Below are 17,985 nucleotides of genomic sequence, written 5' to 3' on the forward strand. Positions count from 1 at the left end.
CTTGCGCAATGTTTATGTCTGGCTCCGAACAGGGTGCGTATCCGCATCGCCGCCATTGCGGAACTCGGACGCTGCAATGCCGTAGCGCTTGAGCTTGTCGTAGAAAGTCTTGCGCGGCACGCCGAGTGCGTCGATGGCACTGCGCACATCGCCACCGTGGTCGCGCAGCGCGTCGCGGATGAGTTGCGCCTCGTATTGGCCGACACGTTCGGGCAGTGTGGCCGCGGGCTCCGGCAAGTGCGCGGGAACCGTTTTCGTGTCGTCGTCCGGACCGAGACCGAGGGCGACGCGATCGGCAAAATGCGCAAGCTCGCGCACATTGCCCGGCCACGCATGCGACTGGAGATGATCGCTGACCGCCGCGTTGACCCCGGCGACCGGCCGGCCGAACCGTTCCGCGGCCTTGCCGAGGAAATGGCCGAACAGCATCGGGATGTCGCCGCGCCGCTCGCGCAAGGGCGGAATGCGCAACGTCACCACGTTGAGGCGGAAATAGAGATCCTCGCGAAAGTCGCCGCGCTGGTCCTGCCGTCCGAGATCCACCTTTGTCGCCGCGACGACCCGCAGGTCGACGCGCCGGGTCTCGTTCGAGCCAAGCGGGGTAACACTACGCGTTTCGAGCACACGCAGCAGCTTGACCTGGAGGGCCGGCGGCATGGATTCGATCTCGTCGAGGAACAACGTGCCGCCACTGGAATGCTCGATGCGGCCGATCCGTCGCCGCTGCGCGCCGGTGAACGCGCCCGCCTCGTGGCCGAACAGCTCGCTTTCTATGACGGTCTCCGGCAGGGCACCGCAATTCAGCGCCACGAAGGGCTTTGCGCGCCGCCGCCCCCATCGGTGCAGGAGGTCCGCCACCACCTCCTTGCCGGTTCCGGTCTCCCCTTCCACCAGCACGTCGACGTCCATGTCGGCGATCTGCCGCAAGGTCTCACGCAGCCGCCGGATGGCGGGCGCTTCGCCGATCAGCGGCAGGCCGTCGGCAGCCTGCGCCGCGGCTTCGCGCAGCCGCCGGTTCTCCATCACCAGCCGCCGCTTCTCCGATGCCCGTCTCAGTGCCTCGACGAGGCGGTCACCCGCATAGGGTTTCGGGATGAAATCATAGACGCCATCCTTGAGCGCTGCCACCGCGAGATCGACGTCGCCATGCCCGGTGACCAGGATCACCGGTATGTCCGGGTCGATCGCCTTGACGCGATCGAACAGCTGCAGCCCGTTCATGCCCGGCATGCGGATGTCGCTGACGACCACGCCCTCGAAATTCCTGTCGACGACGGCAAGCGCCGCCTCGGCCGCCCCGAGCGCGACCACCGCGAAGCCGGCAAGCTCGAACAATTGCGTGGTGGCGTGAAGCAGGTCAGCATCGTCCTCGACGAGCGCCACCAGCCCTGATGCGTCTGTCATTCAATTCGCCTCAAGTCGATGGTGAAGGATGCGCCGCCGGCGCTGCCGGGATCGAGCCGGAGCGTACCGCCCAATTCCTGGGCGATCTCCTGCGAGATCACCAGTCCGAGGCCAAGCCCCTTCTCCTTGGTGGTCTGGAACGGCATGAACAGATTGCCGGCCGCCTCCGGACCGAGGCCAGGGCCGTTGTCGCGCACCGAAATCAGCACCCTGTCGTCGCGCTCGGCGATGTCGATCTCGATGCGGGGATCGGGCTGGTCCTTCATCGCGTCCAGCGCATTCTGCAACAGGTTGACGAGGATCTGCTCGAGCCGGATACGGCTGGCCATGACCACCGGCGACGCGTTGCCGCGCGGCTTGACGATGGTCACGCCGGAATCACGGATGCGGCCGGACAGAAGCGACAGTGCGCCGTCGATCGCCTCGCGCACCGGCAATGGCGAGGCGGCGACGCCTGGCCGCCGGGCAAAGGTGCGCAAGGTGCTGGTGATCGCGCCGATGCGCTCGGTCATCGAAACGATCGATGACAGATTGCCGCTGACCGGCTCGGTCTTGCCGGTGTCGAGAAAGCGGCCGGCGTTCTCGGCATAGGTGCGGATGGCGGCGACAGGCTGGTTGATCTCGTGCGCCACGCCGGCGGCGATCTGGCCGAGGATGGAAAGCCGGTTGGCCTGGGCGAGATCGTCACGCAGCCGGCGGACTTTGGCTTCGGCGTTCTCACGCTCGGCGATTTCTCCGGCAAGCGCCGTGTTGGATCGGGTCAGCTCGGCCGTTCGCGTGCTCACCCGGCTCTCCAGTTCGGCATTCATGCGCGCCAGCGCTTCCTGCCGCAGCCGGCGGGCGCGCCGGCGCCGGGTGAGCACGAAGGCAAGCAGGCCCATGAGCAGCAACCCGAGCAGCGTGGTCAGGCGCGCCGTGTTGGCGGCGGACGACAAAGCCGCGTCGGCGGGCGTCAGCAGCCACAGACGCCAGCCGGGCACCGCACCGGGCAGGTCCTGCACCACTTCAACGAACTGGCGCGGCTTTCCGGAGCTGTCGATTGTCGCCAGGCCGTCACCGGCACCGCGTCGCAACGGCAGCGGTTCGAAGGCGGCATCGGCCAGCTGAAGCTGTTCACGGGCAATGGCGGCGTCCTGCGCCGACAGCGGCGCCAAGGCATGAAACCGCCACTCGGGCTGGCTGGTGGCCAGCACCACGCCGCGTTCGTCGGTGACGAAAACAAGAAAGCCGCTGGAACGCCAATTGGCTTCGACGCGGTCGAGTTCGACCTTCAGCACCGCAACGCCAAGCGGCTTGCCGCCATCATCGACGCGGCTGGCGAGGTAAAGACCCGGCCGGCCGCTGATCGTGCCGAGGCCATATTGGCTGGCAGCACCTTTGGCCATTGCCTCCTGGAAATAGTGACGAAAATTATAGTCGATGCCGACAAAGCTCGTCGGCTCGCCGGCATTGCTGGCTGATATCGCGATGCCTGCTGTGTCGATGACATAGATGGCGGACGCCGATGCATCGCCGGCAATCGCCCTGAGCTTGTCGTTGAGGGCCGCTTCTTGCATCTTTCCGGCCCGGCGCAGCGCCCCGCGCACGGCATCGTCGCGTGACAGCACCAATGGAACCAGGCGCTGCTTTTCGATTTCGCCGGTCAGGGTTCCCGCCGCCAGCGGCAGGGCGGCAAGCGCTCCGTCGCGCAGATTGTCGGCCGCCTGGCCGGTGGCGATGCGACCGGCGATGGCGATCGCGCCTGCCAGAACCGCAAGAGCGACGACCACGACACGCCAGCGGCCATCGCGCAGCCGGGTCACCGCTTCGCGCAGCAATTCACGGCCGGCCGCGTACCCCCTATCGATGCCTGCTTGCGACGTCTGCCCTCTCCCTTTTCCTCGCGGCCCGTTTTTCCCCGCAGCCTTGCGGCCCAGTGTAATGCGAAATTCCGCCCAGGCAAACGCTGCCTGTGCGGAAATCCGCACAGGCATTCGCGGCAAAGCGGCTGACAACCGCCGAAATCCAGGGATTCCGGTCTTTCACCGATCTGGCACAGCGCTTGCAAAAGTCCTTGCAGCGGCGCGCGACCGGAGCGCTGCGACGGGAGAAGTCACGCAGGGCGGTGCATTTCCGCCCATCCGGCAAGGGAGAGTTCGATGCACATCGCAGACCAATCAGGCGCGCCTTCCGCGCAGCGTAAGCCTTCTATGCCCAACTCTACGTGCAGGTGCTCGTCGCGATCACCGTCGGCATCCTGCTCGGTCACTTCTATCCGTCGATCGGCGAGAGCATGAAGCCGCTCGGCGACGCCTTCATCAAGCTGGTCAAGATGATCATCGCCCCGGTCATCTTCCTGACCGTGGCGACCGGCATCGCCGGCATGAGCGACCTGCAGAAGGTCGGACGTGTCGCCGGCAAGGCGATGCTCTACTTCCTCACCTTCTCGACGCTGGCGCTGATCATCGGCCTTGTCGTGGCCAATGTCGTCCAGCCGGGCGCCGGCTTCAACATCGACCCGGCGACCCTCGACGCCTCGACCGTCAACACCTATGCCGCCAAGGCGCATGACCAGTCGGTCACCGGCTTCCTGATGAACATCATCCCGACGACGATCGTCGGCGCCTTCGCCGACGGCGACATCCTGCAGGTGCTGTTCTTCTCGGTGCTGTTCGGCATTTCGCTGGCGCTGGTCGGCGACAAGGGCACGCCGGTCCTCAACTTCCTGCAGGCCCTGACGACGCCGATCTTCAAGCTGGTCAGCGTGCTGATGAAGGCCGCGCCGATCGGTGCCTTCGGCGCCATGGCGTTCACCATCGGCAAATACGGCATCGGCGCGGTCATTAACCTCGCCATGCTGGTCGGCACCTTCTACGTGACGTCGCTGCTGTTCGTGTTCGTCGTGCTGGGTGCGGTCTGCCGCTACAATGGGTTTTCCATCCTGTCCTTGATCCGCTACATCAAGGAAGAGCTGCTGCTGGTGCTGGGAACGTCCTCGTCGGAAGCCGCCCTGCCCTCGCTGATGGAAAAGATGGAGAAGGCCGGCGCCAAGCGCTCGGTGGTCGGTCTGGTCATCCCGACCGGCTATTCCTTCAACCTCGACGGCACCAACATCTACATGACGCTGGCGGCGCTGTTCATCGCGCAGGCGACCAACATCCATTTGTCGATCGGCGACCAGATCCTGCTGCTGCTGGTTGCCATGCTCTCCTCCAAGGGCGCCGCCGGTATCACCGGAGCCGGGTTCATCACCCTTGCCGCCACGCTGTCGGTCGTTCCGGCGGTGCCGGTCGCCGGCATGGCGCTAATCCTTGGCGTCGACCGATTCATGTCGGAGTGCCGGGCGCTGACCAACTTCGTCGGCAATGCCGTCGCCACGCTCGTAGTGGCACGCTGGGAAGGCGAACTCGACGAAGCCAAGCTCGCCAGGGCACTGGCGGGCACGGCCGACGACAGCCTGCCGGCTGATCTCGTTCCCGCCGAGTAATCCGAGCGCTTCAACACCAATCAGCGGCCGGAAGCCCATGGCTTCCGGCCGCTGCCGTACAGGTGACAACGATGTCAGGCGGTTTTGCGCAGCGGTGCCAGCGCCTTGCCGTCGGCGGCGAAGAGATGGCAGCGGGAGGGGTCGGCCTGCATGGCGATGGGGCTGTGCAGCGGTGTCGTGTCGATGCCCTCGGTCTGAACGACGAGCCTCGTCTTCTCGCCGATGTCGGCATGCAGGATGGTCAGGCCGCCAAGCCGTTCGGCCAGCACCGCCTCGCCCTTGAACTGGCCCGCATCCGCGATGCGGATATGTTCCGGCCGGATGCCGAGCAGCAGCTCGCTGTCTTGTGCAAGTACGCCCGCCTCGACCGGAACGACCAGGATGGATCCGCCCGGCAGGGCGACGGCAACGCCATCCGCGTTGGCTGAGAGAACCCTGACCGGCAGCATGTTCATCTTCGGCGAGCCGATGAAGCCGGCGACGAAAACATTGGCTGGCCTGGCATAGAGGTCGAGTGGCGTGCCGACCTGTTCGATCGTGCCGCCATTGAGGACGACGATCTTGTCGGCCATGGTCATCGCTTCGGTCTGGTCGTGCGTGACATAGACGATGGTGGCGGCGAGCCGCTCGTGCAGCTGCATCAGCTCCAGCCGCATGTTGACGCGCAGTGCCGCGTCGAGGTTCGACAGCGGTTCGTCGAACAGGAACACCTTCGGCTGGCGCACGATCGCGCGGCCGATGGCGACACGCTGGCGCTGGCCGCCGGACAGCTCCTTCGGCCGCCGCTCGAGCAGATGCGACAGCTGCAGCACCTCGGCCGCCGCCTTGACCTTGGCGTCACGCTCGACAACCGGCAGCCCGGCGATCTTTAGCGCAAAACCCATATTTTCGGCGACCGTCATATGCGGATACAGCGCATAGGACTGAAACACCATGGCGAGCCCGCGCTCGGAGGGATCGACCTCATTGATGCGCGCGCCATCAAGCATCAGCTCGCCGGAGGTGATCTTCTCGAGACCGGCGATCATGCGCAGCAGCGTCGACTTCCCGCAGCCCGACGGGCCGACGAAGACGACGAACTCGCGGTCGCCGACATCGAGGTCGACGCCCTTGATCACCTCGGCATTGCCATAGGATTTGCGCACGCCTCGCAGCTTGAGCTCAGCCATTGAAGTCCCTCCTCGCATCCGGATATGTGCTTGGACCGACAGGCATGCGTGCCGCCAGCGTACCTCCGTCATCGAACAGGACAAGGCTGGCAGCACCAACCAGCCCGGCGTGACGGCCAAGCTGGGCCTGAACGACCGGCACGTCGCGATAGGCACGCATGGCCCGCTGCCTGATGGTCGCCTCGATGGCAGGCGCCATGAGGTCGAGGCCATTGGCAATGCCGCCGCCGACGACCAGCACGTCAGGCGAATAAAGATGCAAAAGATTGGTGAAGCCGATGCCCAGCCAGCGGGCTTCCTCCTCGAGCAGGGCCAAGGCAAGCTCGTCCTGCAGCCGTGCCGCCTCGACCACGTGACGGCCGGTCACTTCACCGTTGCCCGAGAGGCGCCGCAGCGCCGAGCCATCAAAGGGTGCTGTCGCGGCGTTGGCGCGGCGGCCGAGCGCGGTGCCCGAGGCAATGGCCTCGAAGCAGCCGACGACACCGCACATGCAGCGCTCGCCTTCATTGGTGATGGTCATGTGGCCGATCTCGGCGGCAAGGCCACGGCGGCCATGGAGTATGCGCCCGTCGACGACGACGCCGCCGCCGATGCCGGTGGAGACCGTGACGAAGACCAGCGAGCGGGCGCCGTGGCCGGCGCCGAAGCGCCATTCGCCGAGTGCCGCGGCATTGGCGTCGTTCTCCAGCCGCACCGGCAGGCCGAGCCGCCGTTCGAGGATATCGGCAAGCGGCACGTCCAGCCAGCCGGCGAGTGTCGGCGGTCCGACGGCGATGCCGGCCAGCGGATCGAGCGGTCCCGGCGCGCCGACGCCGACGCCGACGATGGCGAGCGCCGGGGCCTCGGCGTGGATGGTCGCGGCCAGCGCCTCGATCTGGCCGATCACCACGTCGGGGCCAGCCTGCGCCTGCGTCGGCACCGCCGCGAATGCCAGGATCTTGCCGTCGCGGTCGACCAGGGCGGCACGAAGCTCTGTGCCACCAAGATCGATCGCAAGGGCGGCTTCGTTGCTCATGCCGCGACCTTCAGGCCATGCAGCCAGCCGATGCGGCCGGCCAGGTCCCTGTCGCCGAAGGCGAGCGAGCCGAGGACCACGGTTTCGGCACCGGCCGCACGCAGCAACGGCACCGTCTCGTGGCGGATGCCGCCATCGGCGGCAAGAACCACGGCCGCCTCGCGGCCGGCCTCTCTCAGGATGGCGCGGGCAGCGCCCAGCCTGCCGCAGGCCTCGTCCGAAAGGCTCTGCCCCTTGACGCCGATAGCAGTGCCAAGCAGCGTGACGAAGGCGACTTCGGAGACGAAAGGCGTCACCGTCTCGACCGGCGTCTCCAGCCTGAGCACGACGCCGGCTTCGGCGCCGAGTTCCCGCGCCAGCCGGACGGCGCGCAGTCCCGCCTCGCCGTTCTCGGCATGGACGCTGATCATGTCGGCGCCGGCCTCGATGAATTGGCGTGTCTGCGACTCGACTACAGCCGCATCGACCATCAGATGAACATGGATGGGTCTGGCCGTCAGCCCAGCGATGCGGGCGACAAGATCGGGAAAGAACAGGAAGGACGGGGCGAAATGACCGTCCGCCACATCGATGTGGTGAAGGTCGACATAGGGCTCGATGCGCTTCAGATCGCGCTCGAAATTGACGAGGTCGGCGGACCACAGCGAGAATTCAGCGATCATGCGATCGCGCGGCAATGCGGCGATGGCGGCCTGGCCTGAGAGAGGTTTCGAGATCATGACTGGTCCTGGTTGTTGAAACGATCCTCGAGGAAGCCCGCGATAGCGGTGCGGACGTCGGCGAAATGACGATCCTTGTCGGTGGCCTTCGGCGTCACCTCGGCAAAGGCGGCGTTTGGGATGACGTCGGCGAGGAAACGGGCGGTCGGCAGCGGATGGATAAGATCGACGCCGCTACCGATGACCAGCGTGGGGATAGCGAGATTGCCGGCAGCCGCCGGCGTGACGCCGGGCCCATCGTTTGCGATCGCCCGCATCACCTCGGCGAAGACAGCCGCATTTTCGCGCTCGAAGAATCCAAGCAGGGAAGCAAGATTGTCAGGCGCTTCCCCACGAAAGCGGGCGGCGGTGACCGAGGTTGCAAAGGCGTTGCGCGCGTCCTCCAGCGGGCGATCGCGGATGAGCTCCGCCACCTCCGAAAAGGGCTGCATGTTCTGCGGCGCCGCATCGAAGCGCCAGGCCGGGCGCACCAGCACCAAACCCAGGACACGGTCCGCGTGATGGCTTGCAAGCCTGAGCGCGATCGCCGCGCCCATCGAGACGCCGCCGGCGACGAAACGGTCGAGCCCGGCCGCGTCGGCGGCGGCCAGCACATCGTCGGCAAACATGGCGATCGAAAAGGGCCGCCTGGAGCCTGCGCCTGAGCCGCCCTGTGCGCGGCATTCGACGGTCAGCCGGCGGTATGACGGGCTGTCGGGAAAATTCTGCGCCACCTGCGCCGCATCACCGCCGAGACCATGCTGGAAGATGACCGGAAACCCCTGCCCGGTATCGAAGACACAAAGCGCCGCATCGTCGCGAAGCATGACCGTCGGAGCGGTGTCCATCAGAGGAGCCTCCGCAGGAAGGCCGCGACGCCGGGGGCTTCGCCGGCGGACAGCCCGTGGGTGACGAGCGCCCTGTCGAAGCCCACCGCCTTCAGCCGCGCGATGAAATCCGGGAAGTCGACGATGCCTTGGCCGGCGCTGGCAAAACGGCCGTCACCATAGCGGTCCTTGGCGTGCGCCATGGCGATGTGGCCGGCCGCCTCGCCGATCGCGGCGGCGACAATGGTACGCGCTTCGCCGGGCGTCGCATGTTCGAACAGGTTTGCCGGATCAAGCACGATCTTCAGGCGCTTCGATCCCATCTCGGCGATCAGCCTGCTGGCATCCTTCGCAGAGGTGACGATGTTGGCCTGCTCGGGCTCGATGCCGAGATCGACACCGGCGGTTTCGGCCAGCGCCAGCGCCTTCGCCATCTCGGTGGCCATGTCGGACCAGGCCGCCGGGTCGGCATTGTCGGGATGGTATGCCCATTGGTCGGCGGCGTTGCGCGAGCCGGTGCAGAGCGTGACCAGGGGAATGTCCAGGGCAGCAGCAGCCTCGATGACGACGGCAAGGCGCCTGAGGCCATCGTCGCGGACGGCCTTGTCGGGATGCACCATGTTGTAGGTGCCCGATAGTGCCGCGAGCGAAACACCGCTCGACTGCGTGGCGGCGCGGATCGCCGCGATGGCGTCCGACGGCACGGCATCCGGCATTGACGGCAGGCCGGCGCAGGCGAGGTTGAACTGCGTGGTCTCATAGCCAGCATGCCGCACGGCAGCCAGCACGGCGGCTGGCTCGGCGCCTGGAAAGGTCTTGGCGAAAATGCCGAGACGCATCACACCGCCCCCGAAACCGAGGCGAGCTCAACCCGCTCGCCTGATACCACCGAGCGCGCGATGGCGACCATGGCGCGGATCGACGCGACGCCGTCCTCGACGTTGGCGCCGCGCATCGGCGCGCCTTCGAGCACCGTTTCGGCAAGAGCTTCCAGCTGGCGGCGGAAGAAATGGCCGTCAGCGCCGAGCGGCTTGTGGGCCGTGGCCGACTTCTCGTGAAAGATCTCGACCTCGCTGGCGCGGAAGTACCAGGGGTTGAAGGTCTTGGCGATGACAGAGCCGTTCTCGCCATAGAGCTGGAAACCTTCGTGCCAATCCATCCGAACGGCAACGGTGAGATCGAGATGGCCGAGCGCGCCGCTGGCGAATTCGGTCTCGACGAACCAGCAATAGGCGCCAAAACGCTCGTTGAGGCGGGCGCGCACGGCGACGATATCGCCGCACAGGAAGCGCGCCGTGTCGACGAGATGCGAGCCGTGCGCCAGCATGAAATACTGCCTGAGATCAGCCTTCGGATTGCCGCTCGGTTTCCTCGCCAGTTTGCTGGTGACGGGCAGCGGCTGAACGGCATCGGTGTTGGTATAGCGATAGGTGGAATCGCAGTACCAGGCCTTCAGCGCCAGCACGTCGCCGATCTCGTCGCGGACGAAATCGCGCGCCGCCTCCAGCGCGGGATCGAAGCGCTTCATGTGGCCGACCTGCAGGACCTTGCCGGAGCGCCTGACCGCCTCGGCCAGCGCCTCGCCCTCCTCCACCGAGGTGCCGATCGGCTTTTCGCACAGCACGTGCTTGCCGGCATCGAGCGCCTTGATCGACATCGGCACGTGATAGGCGTCCGAGGTGGCGACGATCACCGCTTCCAGTTCGGGATCGGCGAGCATCGCGTCATAGTCGGCATACATCTTCCGCGGCTCGTAGGTAGCACCCATGCGGGCGAGAAGGTCGGGTGCGGCGTCGCAGATGGCGTAGAGATCGGCATTGCTGGCCTTGGCGCAGGATTGAAGATGCGCAAACTGCGCGATGGGGCCGCAACCGAGCACGCCGACCCTGAGGCGTCTGTCCTGTTTCTTGATCATCGTCTCGTTCTTCAGGCGCCGTAGCTGCGCATTGTTTGGCGGTTGGTCTTGACCGCGCCGGCGGGGTCCGCGGCGGCGGTGTCGGATTCCTCTTCGAGCACCAGCCAGCCGGTGAAACGCGGCGCGGTGCCGGCGATCTCGATGACCGCCGGGGTGTCGCAGACGCCTTGACCGAGCATGGCCCATTTGCCCTTGGCGTCGACGTCCTTGAGATGGACGTAACGGATGCGGTCGCGGTGGGTGCGCAGCGTGTCGAGCATGTCCTTGTGGCCGCGCAGGATGTGGCCGGTATCCGGCACCCAGCCGACCAGATCGGGGTCGAGCAAGGCAAAGATCGTGTCGTATTCGGCGCGGTCGAAGAGCAGCGTGTTGTGGTGCGAACTCGGATGCACCGCGACATCCACACCGGTCTTGCGGCCGATCTCGGCAGCGCGATTGTAGAATTCGGCCGATATGGCGAACTTGTCTTCGCGCGGACCATCGGAGACGACGGTCGCCGAGCCGATCGATACCAGTGCGCCGGGAAAGTTCGCGGCAAAGCCTGTCCAGCGCCGGGCGGCTTCGAGGTCGCTTGCCAGCGCCTCTTTCAACGTGAAACCGCTCTTCGAGCCAAAGGCAAAGGAAACGAGGTTGAGGCCTCGGGCGTCGAGCGCGGCAGCGAATTCAGCCGGCCTGTCGGCGTAGCGGCCGATCATGGTGTCGGTGATCTCGATGCCGGCATAGCCGCCATCTTCTATCGCCTTCAACAGATCGTCGGGGCCGCCGGTCCAGCCCTTGCCCAGCATTTCCCAGGTGAAGGTCTGGCAGCCGACCTTGAGCTTCGTCTCCGTCATGTCATTCATTCCTTGACGCCGCCCTGGGTCAGTCCTTCGATGATGTGGCGCTGGAAGAACAGCACCAGGAGGATCAAGGGCACGGTCACCACGGCGGAAGCCGCGGCGATGTCACCCCAGGGGACGTAATAGAGGTTGGTGAAGTTGGCGATGCCGACCGGTATCGTCTGCCGATCGATGTTGGAGGTGAAGGCGAGCGCGAACAGGAATTCGTTCCACGCGGTGATGAAGGCGAGCAGGCCGGTGGTCACCAGGCTCGGCAGCGACATCGGCAGGATGATGCGCCAAAGCAGGCCGGGCACGCTGACGCCATCCATGCGCGCCGCCTCGTCGATCTCGCGTGGCAGCGTCTCGAAATAGCCGAACAGCACCCAGGTCACCAGCGGCAGGCCGAGCGCCAGGTAGGTGATGATCAGCGCCGTGTAGGTGTCGAGCAGGCCGAGATTGGTGGCGACCAGATAGAGCGGGCCGACCAGCGCGATCTGTGGGAACATCGACACAGAAAGGATGACCATCAGAATGCCGAAGCGGCCCTTGATGTTGAGCCGCGACAGCGCGAAGGCGGCCAGCGAGCCGACGAACAGGCAGAGGAACGTCGTTGCCAGGGAGACCACCAGCGAGTTCCAGACGTAGCGGTGAAGCTGCTTCTCGACAAAGGCGTTGTAGTAGTGCTCCAGCGTGAAGGGATCCGGGATCAGCGATGGCGAGCCCGACGTCAGCGCCTTGTCAAGCTGGAACGAGGTCGAGAACTGCCAGATGAACGGACCGCCCGACCAGACGAGGATCAGCAAGGCGCCGAGATAGATGGCGAAGGTCTGCAGCGGCGAGCGCGTGTCGTTCATTGCGCTCTCCTGATCTGGCGGACGAGGTACAGGCAGAACACCAGCGCGATGATGCCCTCGGTGGCAAACATCGCCGTCGAGACGGCCGAGCCGTAGCCGAACTGCAGCGTCGAAAAGAGCACCTTGTAGGACAGCGTCGAAAGCGTTTCGGTCGAATCGGCCGGGCCGCCACCGGTCAGCACGTAGACGAGGTCGAATACGCGGAAGGCGTCGAGCGCGCGGAACAGGCCGGCGATCAGCAAGGTCGGCATCAACAGCGGCAGGCGGATGTACCAGAAGGTGATCCAACCCTTGGCGCCATCCATGCGCGCCGCCTCGATCAGCGAATTGGGCACGGTCTGCAACCCGGTCAGAAGCAGCAGCGCCATGAACGGCGTCGTCTTCCAGACATCGGCGATGATGATGGTGATCATCGCCGTGTCGGTGGAGCCGTACCAGTTGATGTTCTGGTCGATCAGCCCGGCATGCAGGAGGATGTAGTTGATGATGCCGTTCTGGCCGTCGAACAGCCAGCCGAACATCTTGGAGGTGACGACGGTGGGCATCGCCCACGGCACTAGCATGGCCGCGCGGACGAGCCCCCGCCCCTTGAAGGCTTCGCACAGGATGAGCGCCATGCCGAGCCCGATCACCGTCTCCAGCACGGTCGAAGCGGTGGTGAACCAGATCGTGTGCCACCACGCATTCCAGAACTGCGGGTCGCCCCACAGCTCGACATAGTTGGAGAAGCCGGTGAAATCCTGTTCCTGCGTGATCAGCGAGGTGTTGGTGAGCGAGAGGTAGAGCCCGTTGACGATCGGGTAGAAGGAGACCGACGCCAGCGACACGAAGGCCGGCGTCAGCAGGAGCAAGGCCCACAAGGCGCCCGGAAGCGCCTTGCCGAGACGCCGCGGCCGGCCGACACTGGGAATGGTGGCCGCCGCGGACATTGGTTCAGCCTACGATCTTGTCGATTTGCGCCGCCGTCGCGTCCATCTCGGCCTGGACATTACCGGAGACCAGCGCCTTGGAGATGCCGGACTGCAAGGCAAGCGTCACTTTCGCGTATTCAGGCGTGATCGGCCGCGCCGTGGCGCCGGTGAAGACTTTCTCCAGGCTGGCCATGAACGGCTGTTCCTTCTTGATCTGTGCGTCCTGGAACAGCGCCGGCCGCGTCGGTGCGAGGCCGAAGTTCAGCGCGATGCGGTGCTGGACCTCGGTCGACGACAGCCAGGTCAAGAGCTCGATCGCGGCTTCGCGCTGCTTCGAGTTGGCATTGACGCCGAGCTGGTAGCCGCCGAGGCAGGCCGAGCTCTTGCCGCCGGGGAACGACGGCAGCGGCGCGACGCCGACCTTGTCGACCACCTGGGAAGCCTTGGCGTCCTGGGCGATCGGGTAGACATACGACCAGTTGCGCATGAACATCGCCTTGCCCGAGGTAAAGGGCTGACGCGACGGTTCCTCGTCCCAGGACAGCACGTCCTTCGGGCTGATCTTGTTGGTGGCGAGGGTGTCGTGCAGGAACTGGATCGCCTCTACCGCGCCCTTCTGGTTGATCAGCGACGACTTGCCGTCGGGCGCCAGGATGGCGCCGTTGTTGGAGGTGATGATCTCGACCGCGTCGCAGACCAGCACCTCGGCCTGTTTGCCCTGCCAGAGATAGCCGTAATCGATGTCGCCGGCCTTCTGCGCGGCGGCGGCAATGGTCGCCATGTCGGCCCAGCTTTCCGGCACCTTGCCGCCATGCTTTTCCAGCACGTCCTTGCGGTAATAGAACATGCCCGAATCCATGAACCAGGGAAGGGCGGTGAGCTTGCCGCCATAGGTACAGGCATCGAGGGTCCCGGTGAAGTAGGCGCTGCGCTTGTCGGCCGGGAAATACTCGTCCAGCGGCAGCGCCCATCCGGCGGCGGCAAAGCCGGCGATCCAGATCACGTCCTGGCTGAAGACGTCGGGCGTGCCGGTGCGGCGGGCGAGCTGCTGCACGAGGCCCTGGTAGACCTCGGTCGAGGAGCTCGGGGGCGGAAGTTCGATGTTCTTGATCAGGATGCGGTCCTGCGATTCGTTGAAGGCCTTGATCAGGTCGCCAAAGGTCTCCTTGCCGAAGAAGGCGGCGCTGGCGAAGCTGATCTCGGCCCGGCTCTGGGCGCGAGCCCGGCCAATGCCGAGCGACGTCCCTGCCCCGAAAGCCGCCGCGCCGAGAAGGCCGGCGGAACCGATGAGAAATTGCCGGCGATCGGCGATGGTGACATGCCCAATCGACTTGGAACCGCTGCGCGGCCCCTTCCTTGACTCGTCCATGTGTAGTCCTCCCAGAGTTGACGGCAGCCACTCCCGCCCGTCCAACTTCGCACATGATTTATAAAAAATTGTCGCGCGTCAAGATTTAAACTGCATAATGGTGCATCAATATGCTTATGACGTGGGCGAAGGATGGCCACGTGAACGAAGAATCGCCGATCCTGACGGACGGACGCCGACTGGAGGAATGATGGAAAAGCTTGGTGTAGGGGTCATAGGTTGCGGCAACATCGCCATGACCTACATGCGCAACGCAGCACTTTTTGCAGGCGTGGAGTTGAAGGCCTGCGCCGACATCTCCGCGGACGCGGCCGCCCTGCGGGCCCGCGAATACGGCATCAGGGCAATGGGCGTCGATGCCCTGCTTGCCGATCCCGAAATCGGCCTGGTTCTCAACCTCACCATTCCCGCCGTGCATTTCGACGTCACTGTGTCGGCGCTTTCGGCCGGCAAGCACGTCTTCACCGAAAAGCCGCTTGCCACCTCGGCCGCCGACGGACAACGGCTAGTCAGCGAGGCGAAGTCGCGCGGCCTGCTGCTTGGCTCGGCGCCCGACACCTTCCTCGGCGCTGCCGGACGCCGCGCGCGCAGGCTGATGGACGCCGGCGCCATTGGCCGTCCGGTCACCGGCACCGCCTTCATGATGGGCCGCGGCATGGAGCACTGGCACCCCAACCCGCAATTCTACTACCAGCCTGGCGGCGGCCCGGTGTTTGACATGGGCCCCTATTATCTGACCATGCTGTTCAACCTGCTTGGCCCGGTCGAACGCGTCATGGCGATGGCGACGCGCGGCCAGGAGGAAAGGCTGATCACCGCCGACGGACCGTTCAAGAACACCACATTCAAGGTCGGCACGCCGACCAACGTGCTATCGCTGCTTGAATTCCGCTCCGGTGCGACGGTCACCTTCGGCGCCTCGTGGGATGTCTTTCGCCACTCCAACCATCCGATCGAGCTGCACGGCACGGAGGGCTCGCTGCGCCTGCCCGATCCCGACACGTTCGGCGGCACCGTGTCGCTGTCCGAGCGCGGCGCCGACTGGAAGGACTTTGCCAGCGAAGGCGACCTCTACGGCGCCCGCAACTGGCCTTATGCGGCGCCCGACCGCGCCAATTACCGCATGCTCGGCGTCGCCGATCTGGTACGTTCGCTTCAAACCGGTAACACGCCACGCGCCTCCGGCAACCTCGCGCTGCATGTGCTTGAGATCATGGAGGCGATCCTGCGTTCCGGCGAGGGCCAAGGCTCGGTGATGGTCGCGGGCGACGTCACTCAGCCTGCGCTGCTGACCGAGGAAGAGGCAACCGACCTGCTTGCCTGAGGATATGACGATGACACTCGACCCGGATGCGCTGCTCGTCCTCGAAATCGGCCGCGCGGCCGGCGGAGAGCCGTTCGAGAATGGGGACGTAGCGGCGGCGCGGGCCGCCTACAACGCCTCGTTCCCGACACTGCAGGGCGAGCGCGAACCGGTCGCTGCGACCCTGGAACAGCGGATCGAAGGGCCGAACGGTCCCATCTCGGTCCGCATCCATCGCGGCCTAGGCGCACCGCAAAGCGGAGCGCCGGCGCTGCTCTACCTGCATGGCGGAGGCTGGGTCGTCGGCAACCTCGATTCGCATGACGAGATTTGCCGCTGGCTGGCCAATCTCGGCGGCGCCGTCATTGTCTGTCCCGACTATCGCCTGGCACCGGACCACAAATTTCCCGCCGGGCTGGAGGATTGCCTGGCAACACTGCGTTTCATGACGCAGAACGCAGCCGCTCTCGGCATCGACCCATCCCGTATCGGCGTTGCCGGCGACAGCGCCGGCGGCAATCTCGCCGCCGTGTTGGCGCTGCTTTCTCGCGATGGGCTGGCGCCATCCCTCGCCGCACAGATCCTGATCTATCCCAACACCGATGCGCGGCAGACGGCCGACAGCTACCGGCGTTTCGGCGACGGTTTCGGGCTGACCGCAACCACCATGGCATGGTTCCGCGACCACTATGTGCGAACGCCTGCGGACATTCTGGACTGGCGCGTCTCGCCCTTGCTGGCGCCCGATCTCGGCGGAGTCGCGCCGGCTTTCGTCGCACTTGCCGGCTGCGACATCCTTGCCGACGAAGGCGAAGCCTATGCCGAACGCCTGCAAGCCGCGGGCGTGCCGCTGGTCCTGCGGCAATGGCCGGGCAAGATCCACGGCTTCGTCTCGATGGCGCGCCATATCCCCGCCGCGCGGCAAGCGGTGGCCGAGGCGGTGGCGGCCTGGCGCCAGTTCGAGAAGGATCGCTGAAGCTGCACGCTCAGGCCGACTGACGCATCACCAGCGTCGCGCCGAGCTTGACCCTTTGCGCCATGCCCTGCCTTGGCGGTTCGGCCTCGTCCAGCAGGGCCAGCAGGATCTCGACGCTGCGGCCTGCCATGGCGGCGAAATCCTGTGCCATGGTGGTCAGTGCCGGACAGGTGTAGCGGCTCAGCGGATGATCGTCATGCGCGGCAACGCGCAGATCGCAGTCAGGTCTGCGGCCGATCTTCAGTCCGCGCGAGAACGCGGCCGCCATCACGCCGAAGGCGAGACGATCATTGGCGCACAGGATGGTGCGGCCTGGCAGACCGCCAACATCGAGTGTCCTTTCCATCCATTCATGGCCGATGCGCTCGAAGTCCCAGGTGTAGTCGCGCGCCGCGTCGATGACGACCGGTTCCAAGCCGGCGACTTTCATCGTCGCGATGTAGCTTTGCAGCCGCTCTCCCGAATTGTGGTTGACATGCGGAATGTCGACATAGACAGGCGGTTCTCCGGACCGGTTGAGATAGTCGACCATGGTCGACGTGCTCTGGTGGTTGTCGTTGCCGACGAAGGGCGTGTCACCCTCGATATAGGTGTCGAAATAGACGATCGGAATGTCCTGCCCGAGCTTGTCGAAAACGTTACGGTCAGAGGCCAGGCCGAGCGGCGCGATGATCGCGCCGGCGACCTTAAGCGACAGCAGCGTCCTGACCGATTCCGCCTCCAGCTTCTGCGAGCCATGCGAAGAAATGACGATCGGCCAATAGCCCTCGTCGCGGCAGCGAAATTCGATGCGGCTGACCATCTCGGCATAGAACGGGTCGGTGATCGTCGGTACGACGATGCCAATGTTGCGGGTGCGCTTGCGGTTGAGATTGCGGGCGAAAAGATTCGGCTGATAGTCCGAAGAACGCAACGCGGCTTCGATGCGTGCCCGCGTGGCCGGCTTCACGCTCGCCGGATCGTCAAAATATTTCGACAGCGTCGGCCGGGACACGCCACATGCCCGGGCAAAATCATCCATCGTGCGGTGCGTCTTCTCCGCCATCGAACGTCAGGTCCCTCTTGCCCACACCCGCCGATCGGAACGATCCGCCGTCACCAGTCATGCGGCCGTTGTCCGAGGGCGGCAATGCTTGGCCGAACTTATTCAGTCAATTTTCACAGTTTCCAGTACAGCGCGAAAACATTACGAGCGTCAATTTATTTGTTGACGATATGAAAAATGCCATTCCTCGATCAGAACGAAGGCTCCCGTCC

At 65.3% G+C, this 17,985-nt stretch carries 16 protein-coding genes; 3 read left to right on the top strand and 13 right to left on the bottom strand.

Annotation, left to right across the window (positions count from 1 at the left end):
• Nucleotides 1-12: 12 nt before the first annotated feature.
• Complete coding sequence (locus tag AC1D2G_RS10625) at nucleotides 13-1,404, bottom strand: sigma-54-dependent transcriptional regulator (RefSeq protein ID WP_477413789.1); 1,392 nt, start codon at nucleotides 1,402-1,404, stop codon at nucleotides 13-15.
• Nucleotides 1,401-3,371: a sensor histidine kinase gene (locus AC1D2G_RS10630; protein ID WP_477413791.1), complete on the bottom strand. Its 1,971-nt coding sequence runs from the start codon at nucleotides 3,369-3,371 to the stop codon at nucleotides 1,401-1,403. Before AC1D2G_RS10630 ends, AC1D2G_RS10625 begins: the two co-directional genes overlap by 4 nt.
• Nucleotides 3,372-3,607: 236 nt before the next feature.
• Here AC1D2G_RS10630 and AC1D2G_RS10635 point away from each other — a divergent pair, with 236 nt between their 5' ends.
• The gene (locus tag AC1D2G_RS10635) at nucleotides 3,608-4,870 is read left to right on the top strand and encodes a dicarboxylate/amino acid:cation symporter (RefSeq protein WP_477413793.1); all 1,263 of its coding nucleotides are present in this window, start codon (nucleotides 3,608-3,610) and stop codon (nucleotides 4,868-4,870) included.
• A 74-nt stretch (nucleotides 4,871-4,944) separates the two neighbouring features.
• On the opposite strand, the gene AC1D2G_RS10640 is transcribed toward AC1D2G_RS10635, so the two are convergent.
• Genes AC1D2G_RS10640 through AC1D2G_RS10685 form a run of 10 tightly spaced genes read right to left on the bottom strand, consistent with a single transcriptional unit; the run spans nucleotide 4,945 to nucleotide 14,449 of the window.
• Complete coding sequence (locus tag AC1D2G_RS10640) at nucleotides 4,945-6,039, bottom strand: ABC transporter ATP-binding protein (RefSeq protein WP_477413795.1); 1,095 nt, start codon at nucleotides 6,037-6,039, stop codon at nucleotides 4,945-4,947.
• A complete protein-coding gene (locus tag AC1D2G_RS10645) occupies nucleotides 6,032-7,054 on the bottom strand; it encodes an ROK family protein (protein ID WP_477413797.1) in 1,023 nt (340 codons plus the stop codon). Before AC1D2G_RS10645 ends, AC1D2G_RS10640 begins: the two co-directional genes overlap by 8 nt.
• Nucleotides 7,051-7,773: a ribulose-phosphate 3-epimerase gene (locus AC1D2G_RS10650; RefSeq protein WP_477413798.1), complete on the bottom strand. Its 723-nt coding sequence runs from the start codon at nucleotides 7,771-7,773 to the stop codon at nucleotides 7,051-7,053. The genes AC1D2G_RS10645 and AC1D2G_RS10650 overlap by 4 nt, the downstream gene beginning before the upstream one ends.
• On the bottom strand, nucleotides 7,770-8,600 hold the full coding sequence (locus AC1D2G_RS10655; RefSeq protein ID WP_477413800.1) for an alpha/beta fold hydrolase: 831 nt from the start codon (nucleotides 8,598-8,600) through the stop codon (nucleotides 7,770-7,772). Before AC1D2G_RS10655 ends, AC1D2G_RS10650 begins: the two co-directional genes overlap by 4 nt.
• A complete protein-coding gene (locus AC1D2G_RS10660) occupies nucleotides 8,600-9,418 on the bottom strand; it encodes a sugar phosphate isomerase/epimerase family protein (protein WP_477393856.1) in 819 nt (272 codons plus the stop codon). Before AC1D2G_RS10660 ends, AC1D2G_RS10655 begins: the two co-directional genes overlap by 1 nt.
• Complete coding sequence (locus tag AC1D2G_RS10665) at nucleotides 9,418-10,494, bottom strand: Gfo/Idh/MocA family protein (RefSeq protein WP_477300809.1); 1,077 nt, start codon at nucleotides 10,492-10,494, stop codon at nucleotides 9,418-9,420. The genes AC1D2G_RS10660 and AC1D2G_RS10665 overlap by 1 nt, the downstream gene beginning before the upstream one ends.
• A gap of 11 nt (nucleotides 10,495-10,505) precedes the next feature.
• Nucleotides 10,506-11,327, bottom strand: coding sequence for a sugar phosphate isomerase/epimerase family protein (locus tag AC1D2G_RS10670; RefSeq protein WP_477393858.1), 822 nt, complete (start codon nucleotides 11,325-11,327; stop codon nucleotides 10,506-10,508).
• Nucleotides 11,328-11,332: 5 nt separating this feature from the next.
• Complete coding sequence (locus tag AC1D2G_RS10675) at nucleotides 11,333-12,169, bottom strand: carbohydrate ABC transporter permease (protein WP_457151421.1); 837 nt, start codon at nucleotides 12,167-12,169, stop codon at nucleotides 11,333-11,335.
• Nucleotides 12,166-13,098, bottom strand: coding sequence for a carbohydrate ABC transporter permease (locus tag AC1D2G_RS10680; protein WP_477393860.1), 933 nt, complete (start codon nucleotides 13,096-13,098; stop codon nucleotides 12,166-12,168). Before AC1D2G_RS10680 ends, AC1D2G_RS10675 begins: the two co-directional genes overlap by 4 nt.
• Nucleotides 13,099-13,102: 4 nt before the next feature.
• On the bottom strand, nucleotides 13,103-14,449 hold the full coding sequence (locus tag AC1D2G_RS10685) for an ABC transporter substrate-binding protein (protein ID WP_477413802.1): 1,347 nt from the start codon (nucleotides 14,447-14,449) through the stop codon (nucleotides 13,103-13,105).
• Nucleotides 14,450-14,636: 187 nt separating this feature from the next.
• Between AC1D2G_RS10685 and AC1D2G_RS10690 the strand changes: the two genes are divergently transcribed.
• Nucleotides 14,637-15,773, top strand: coding sequence for a Gfo/Idh/MocA family protein (locus tag AC1D2G_RS10690; RefSeq protein ID WP_477413804.1), 1,137 nt, complete (start codon nucleotides 14,637-14,639; stop codon nucleotides 15,771-15,773).
• A gap of 10 nt (nucleotides 15,774-15,783) precedes the next feature.
• On the top strand, nucleotides 15,784-16,728 hold the full coding sequence (locus AC1D2G_RS10695; RefSeq protein ID WP_477413806.1) for an alpha/beta hydrolase: 945 nt from the start codon (nucleotides 15,784-15,786) through the stop codon (nucleotides 16,726-16,728).
• A gap of 10 nt (nucleotides 16,729-16,738) precedes the next feature.
• Here the strand turns inward: AC1D2G_RS10695 and AC1D2G_RS10700 are convergent, their stop codons facing one another.
• On the bottom strand, nucleotides 16,739-17,773 hold the full coding sequence (locus tag AC1D2G_RS10700; RefSeq protein WP_095080950.1) for a LacI family DNA-binding transcriptional regulator: 1,035 nt from the start codon (nucleotides 17,771-17,773) through the stop codon (nucleotides 16,739-16,741).
• Nucleotides 17,774-17,985 lie beyond the last annotated feature (212 nt).

It is taken from the genome of Mesorhizobium sp. P2_C7 (assembly GCF_056404515.1).

Bases quoted from the DNA above. Each gene is read 5' to 3' on its own strand.
- AC1D2G_RS10625 (WP_477413789.1), bottom strand. From the start codon at position 1,404: ATGACAGACGCATCAGGGCTGGTGGCGCTCGTCGAGGACGATGCTGAC.
- AC1D2G_RS10640 (WP_477413795.1), bottom strand. From the start codon at position 6,039: ATGGCTGAGCTCAAGCTGCGAGGCGTGCGCAAATCCTATGGCAATGCC.
- AC1D2G_RS10645 (WP_477413797.1), bottom strand. From the start codon at position 7,054: ATGAGCAACGAAGCCGCCCTTGCGATCGATCTTGGTGGCACAGAGCTT.
- AC1D2G_RS10650 (WP_477413798.1), bottom strand. From the start codon at position 7,773: ATGATCTCGAAACCTCTCTCAGGCCAGGCCGCCATCGCCGCATTGCCG.
- AC1D2G_RS10655 (WP_477413800.1), bottom strand. From the start codon at position 8,600: ATGGACACCGCTCCGACGGTCATGCTTCGCGACGATGCGGCGCTTTGT.
- AC1D2G_RS10660 (WP_477393856.1), bottom strand. From the start codon at position 9,418: ATGCGTCTCGGCATTTTCGCCAAGACCTTTCCAGGCGCCGAGCCAGCC.
- AC1D2G_RS10665 (WP_477300809.1), bottom strand. From the start codon at position 10,494: ATGATCAAGAAACAGGACAGACGCCTCAGGGTCGGCGTGCTCGGTTGC.
- AC1D2G_RS10670 (WP_477393858.1), bottom strand. From the start codon at position 11,327: ATGACGGAGACGAAGCTCAAGGTCGGCTGCCAGACCTTCACCTGGGAA.
- AC1D2G_RS10675 (WP_457151421.1), bottom strand. From the start codon at position 12,169: ATGAACGACACGCGCTCGCCGCTGCAGACCTTCGCCATCTATCTCGGC.
- AC1D2G_RS10680 (WP_477393860.1), bottom strand. From the start codon at position 13,098: ATGTCCGCGGCGGCCACCATTCCCAGTGTCGGCCGGCCGCGGCGTCTC.
- AC1D2G_RS10685 (WP_477413802.1), bottom strand. From the start codon at position 14,449: ATGGACGAGTCAAGGAAGGGGCCGCGCAGCGGTTCCAAGTCGATTGGG.
- AC1D2G_RS10690 (WP_477413804.1), top strand. From the start codon at position 14,637: ATGATGGAAAAGCTTGGTGTAGGGGTCATAGGTTGCGGCAACATCGCC.
- AC1D2G_RS10695 (WP_477413806.1), top strand. From the start codon at position 15,784: ATGACACTCGACCCGGATGCGCTGCTCGTCCTCGAAATCGGCCGCGCG.
- AC1D2G_RS10700 (WP_095080950.1), bottom strand. From the start codon at position 17,773: ATGGCGGAGAAGACGCACCGCACGATGGATGATTTTGCCCGGGCATGT.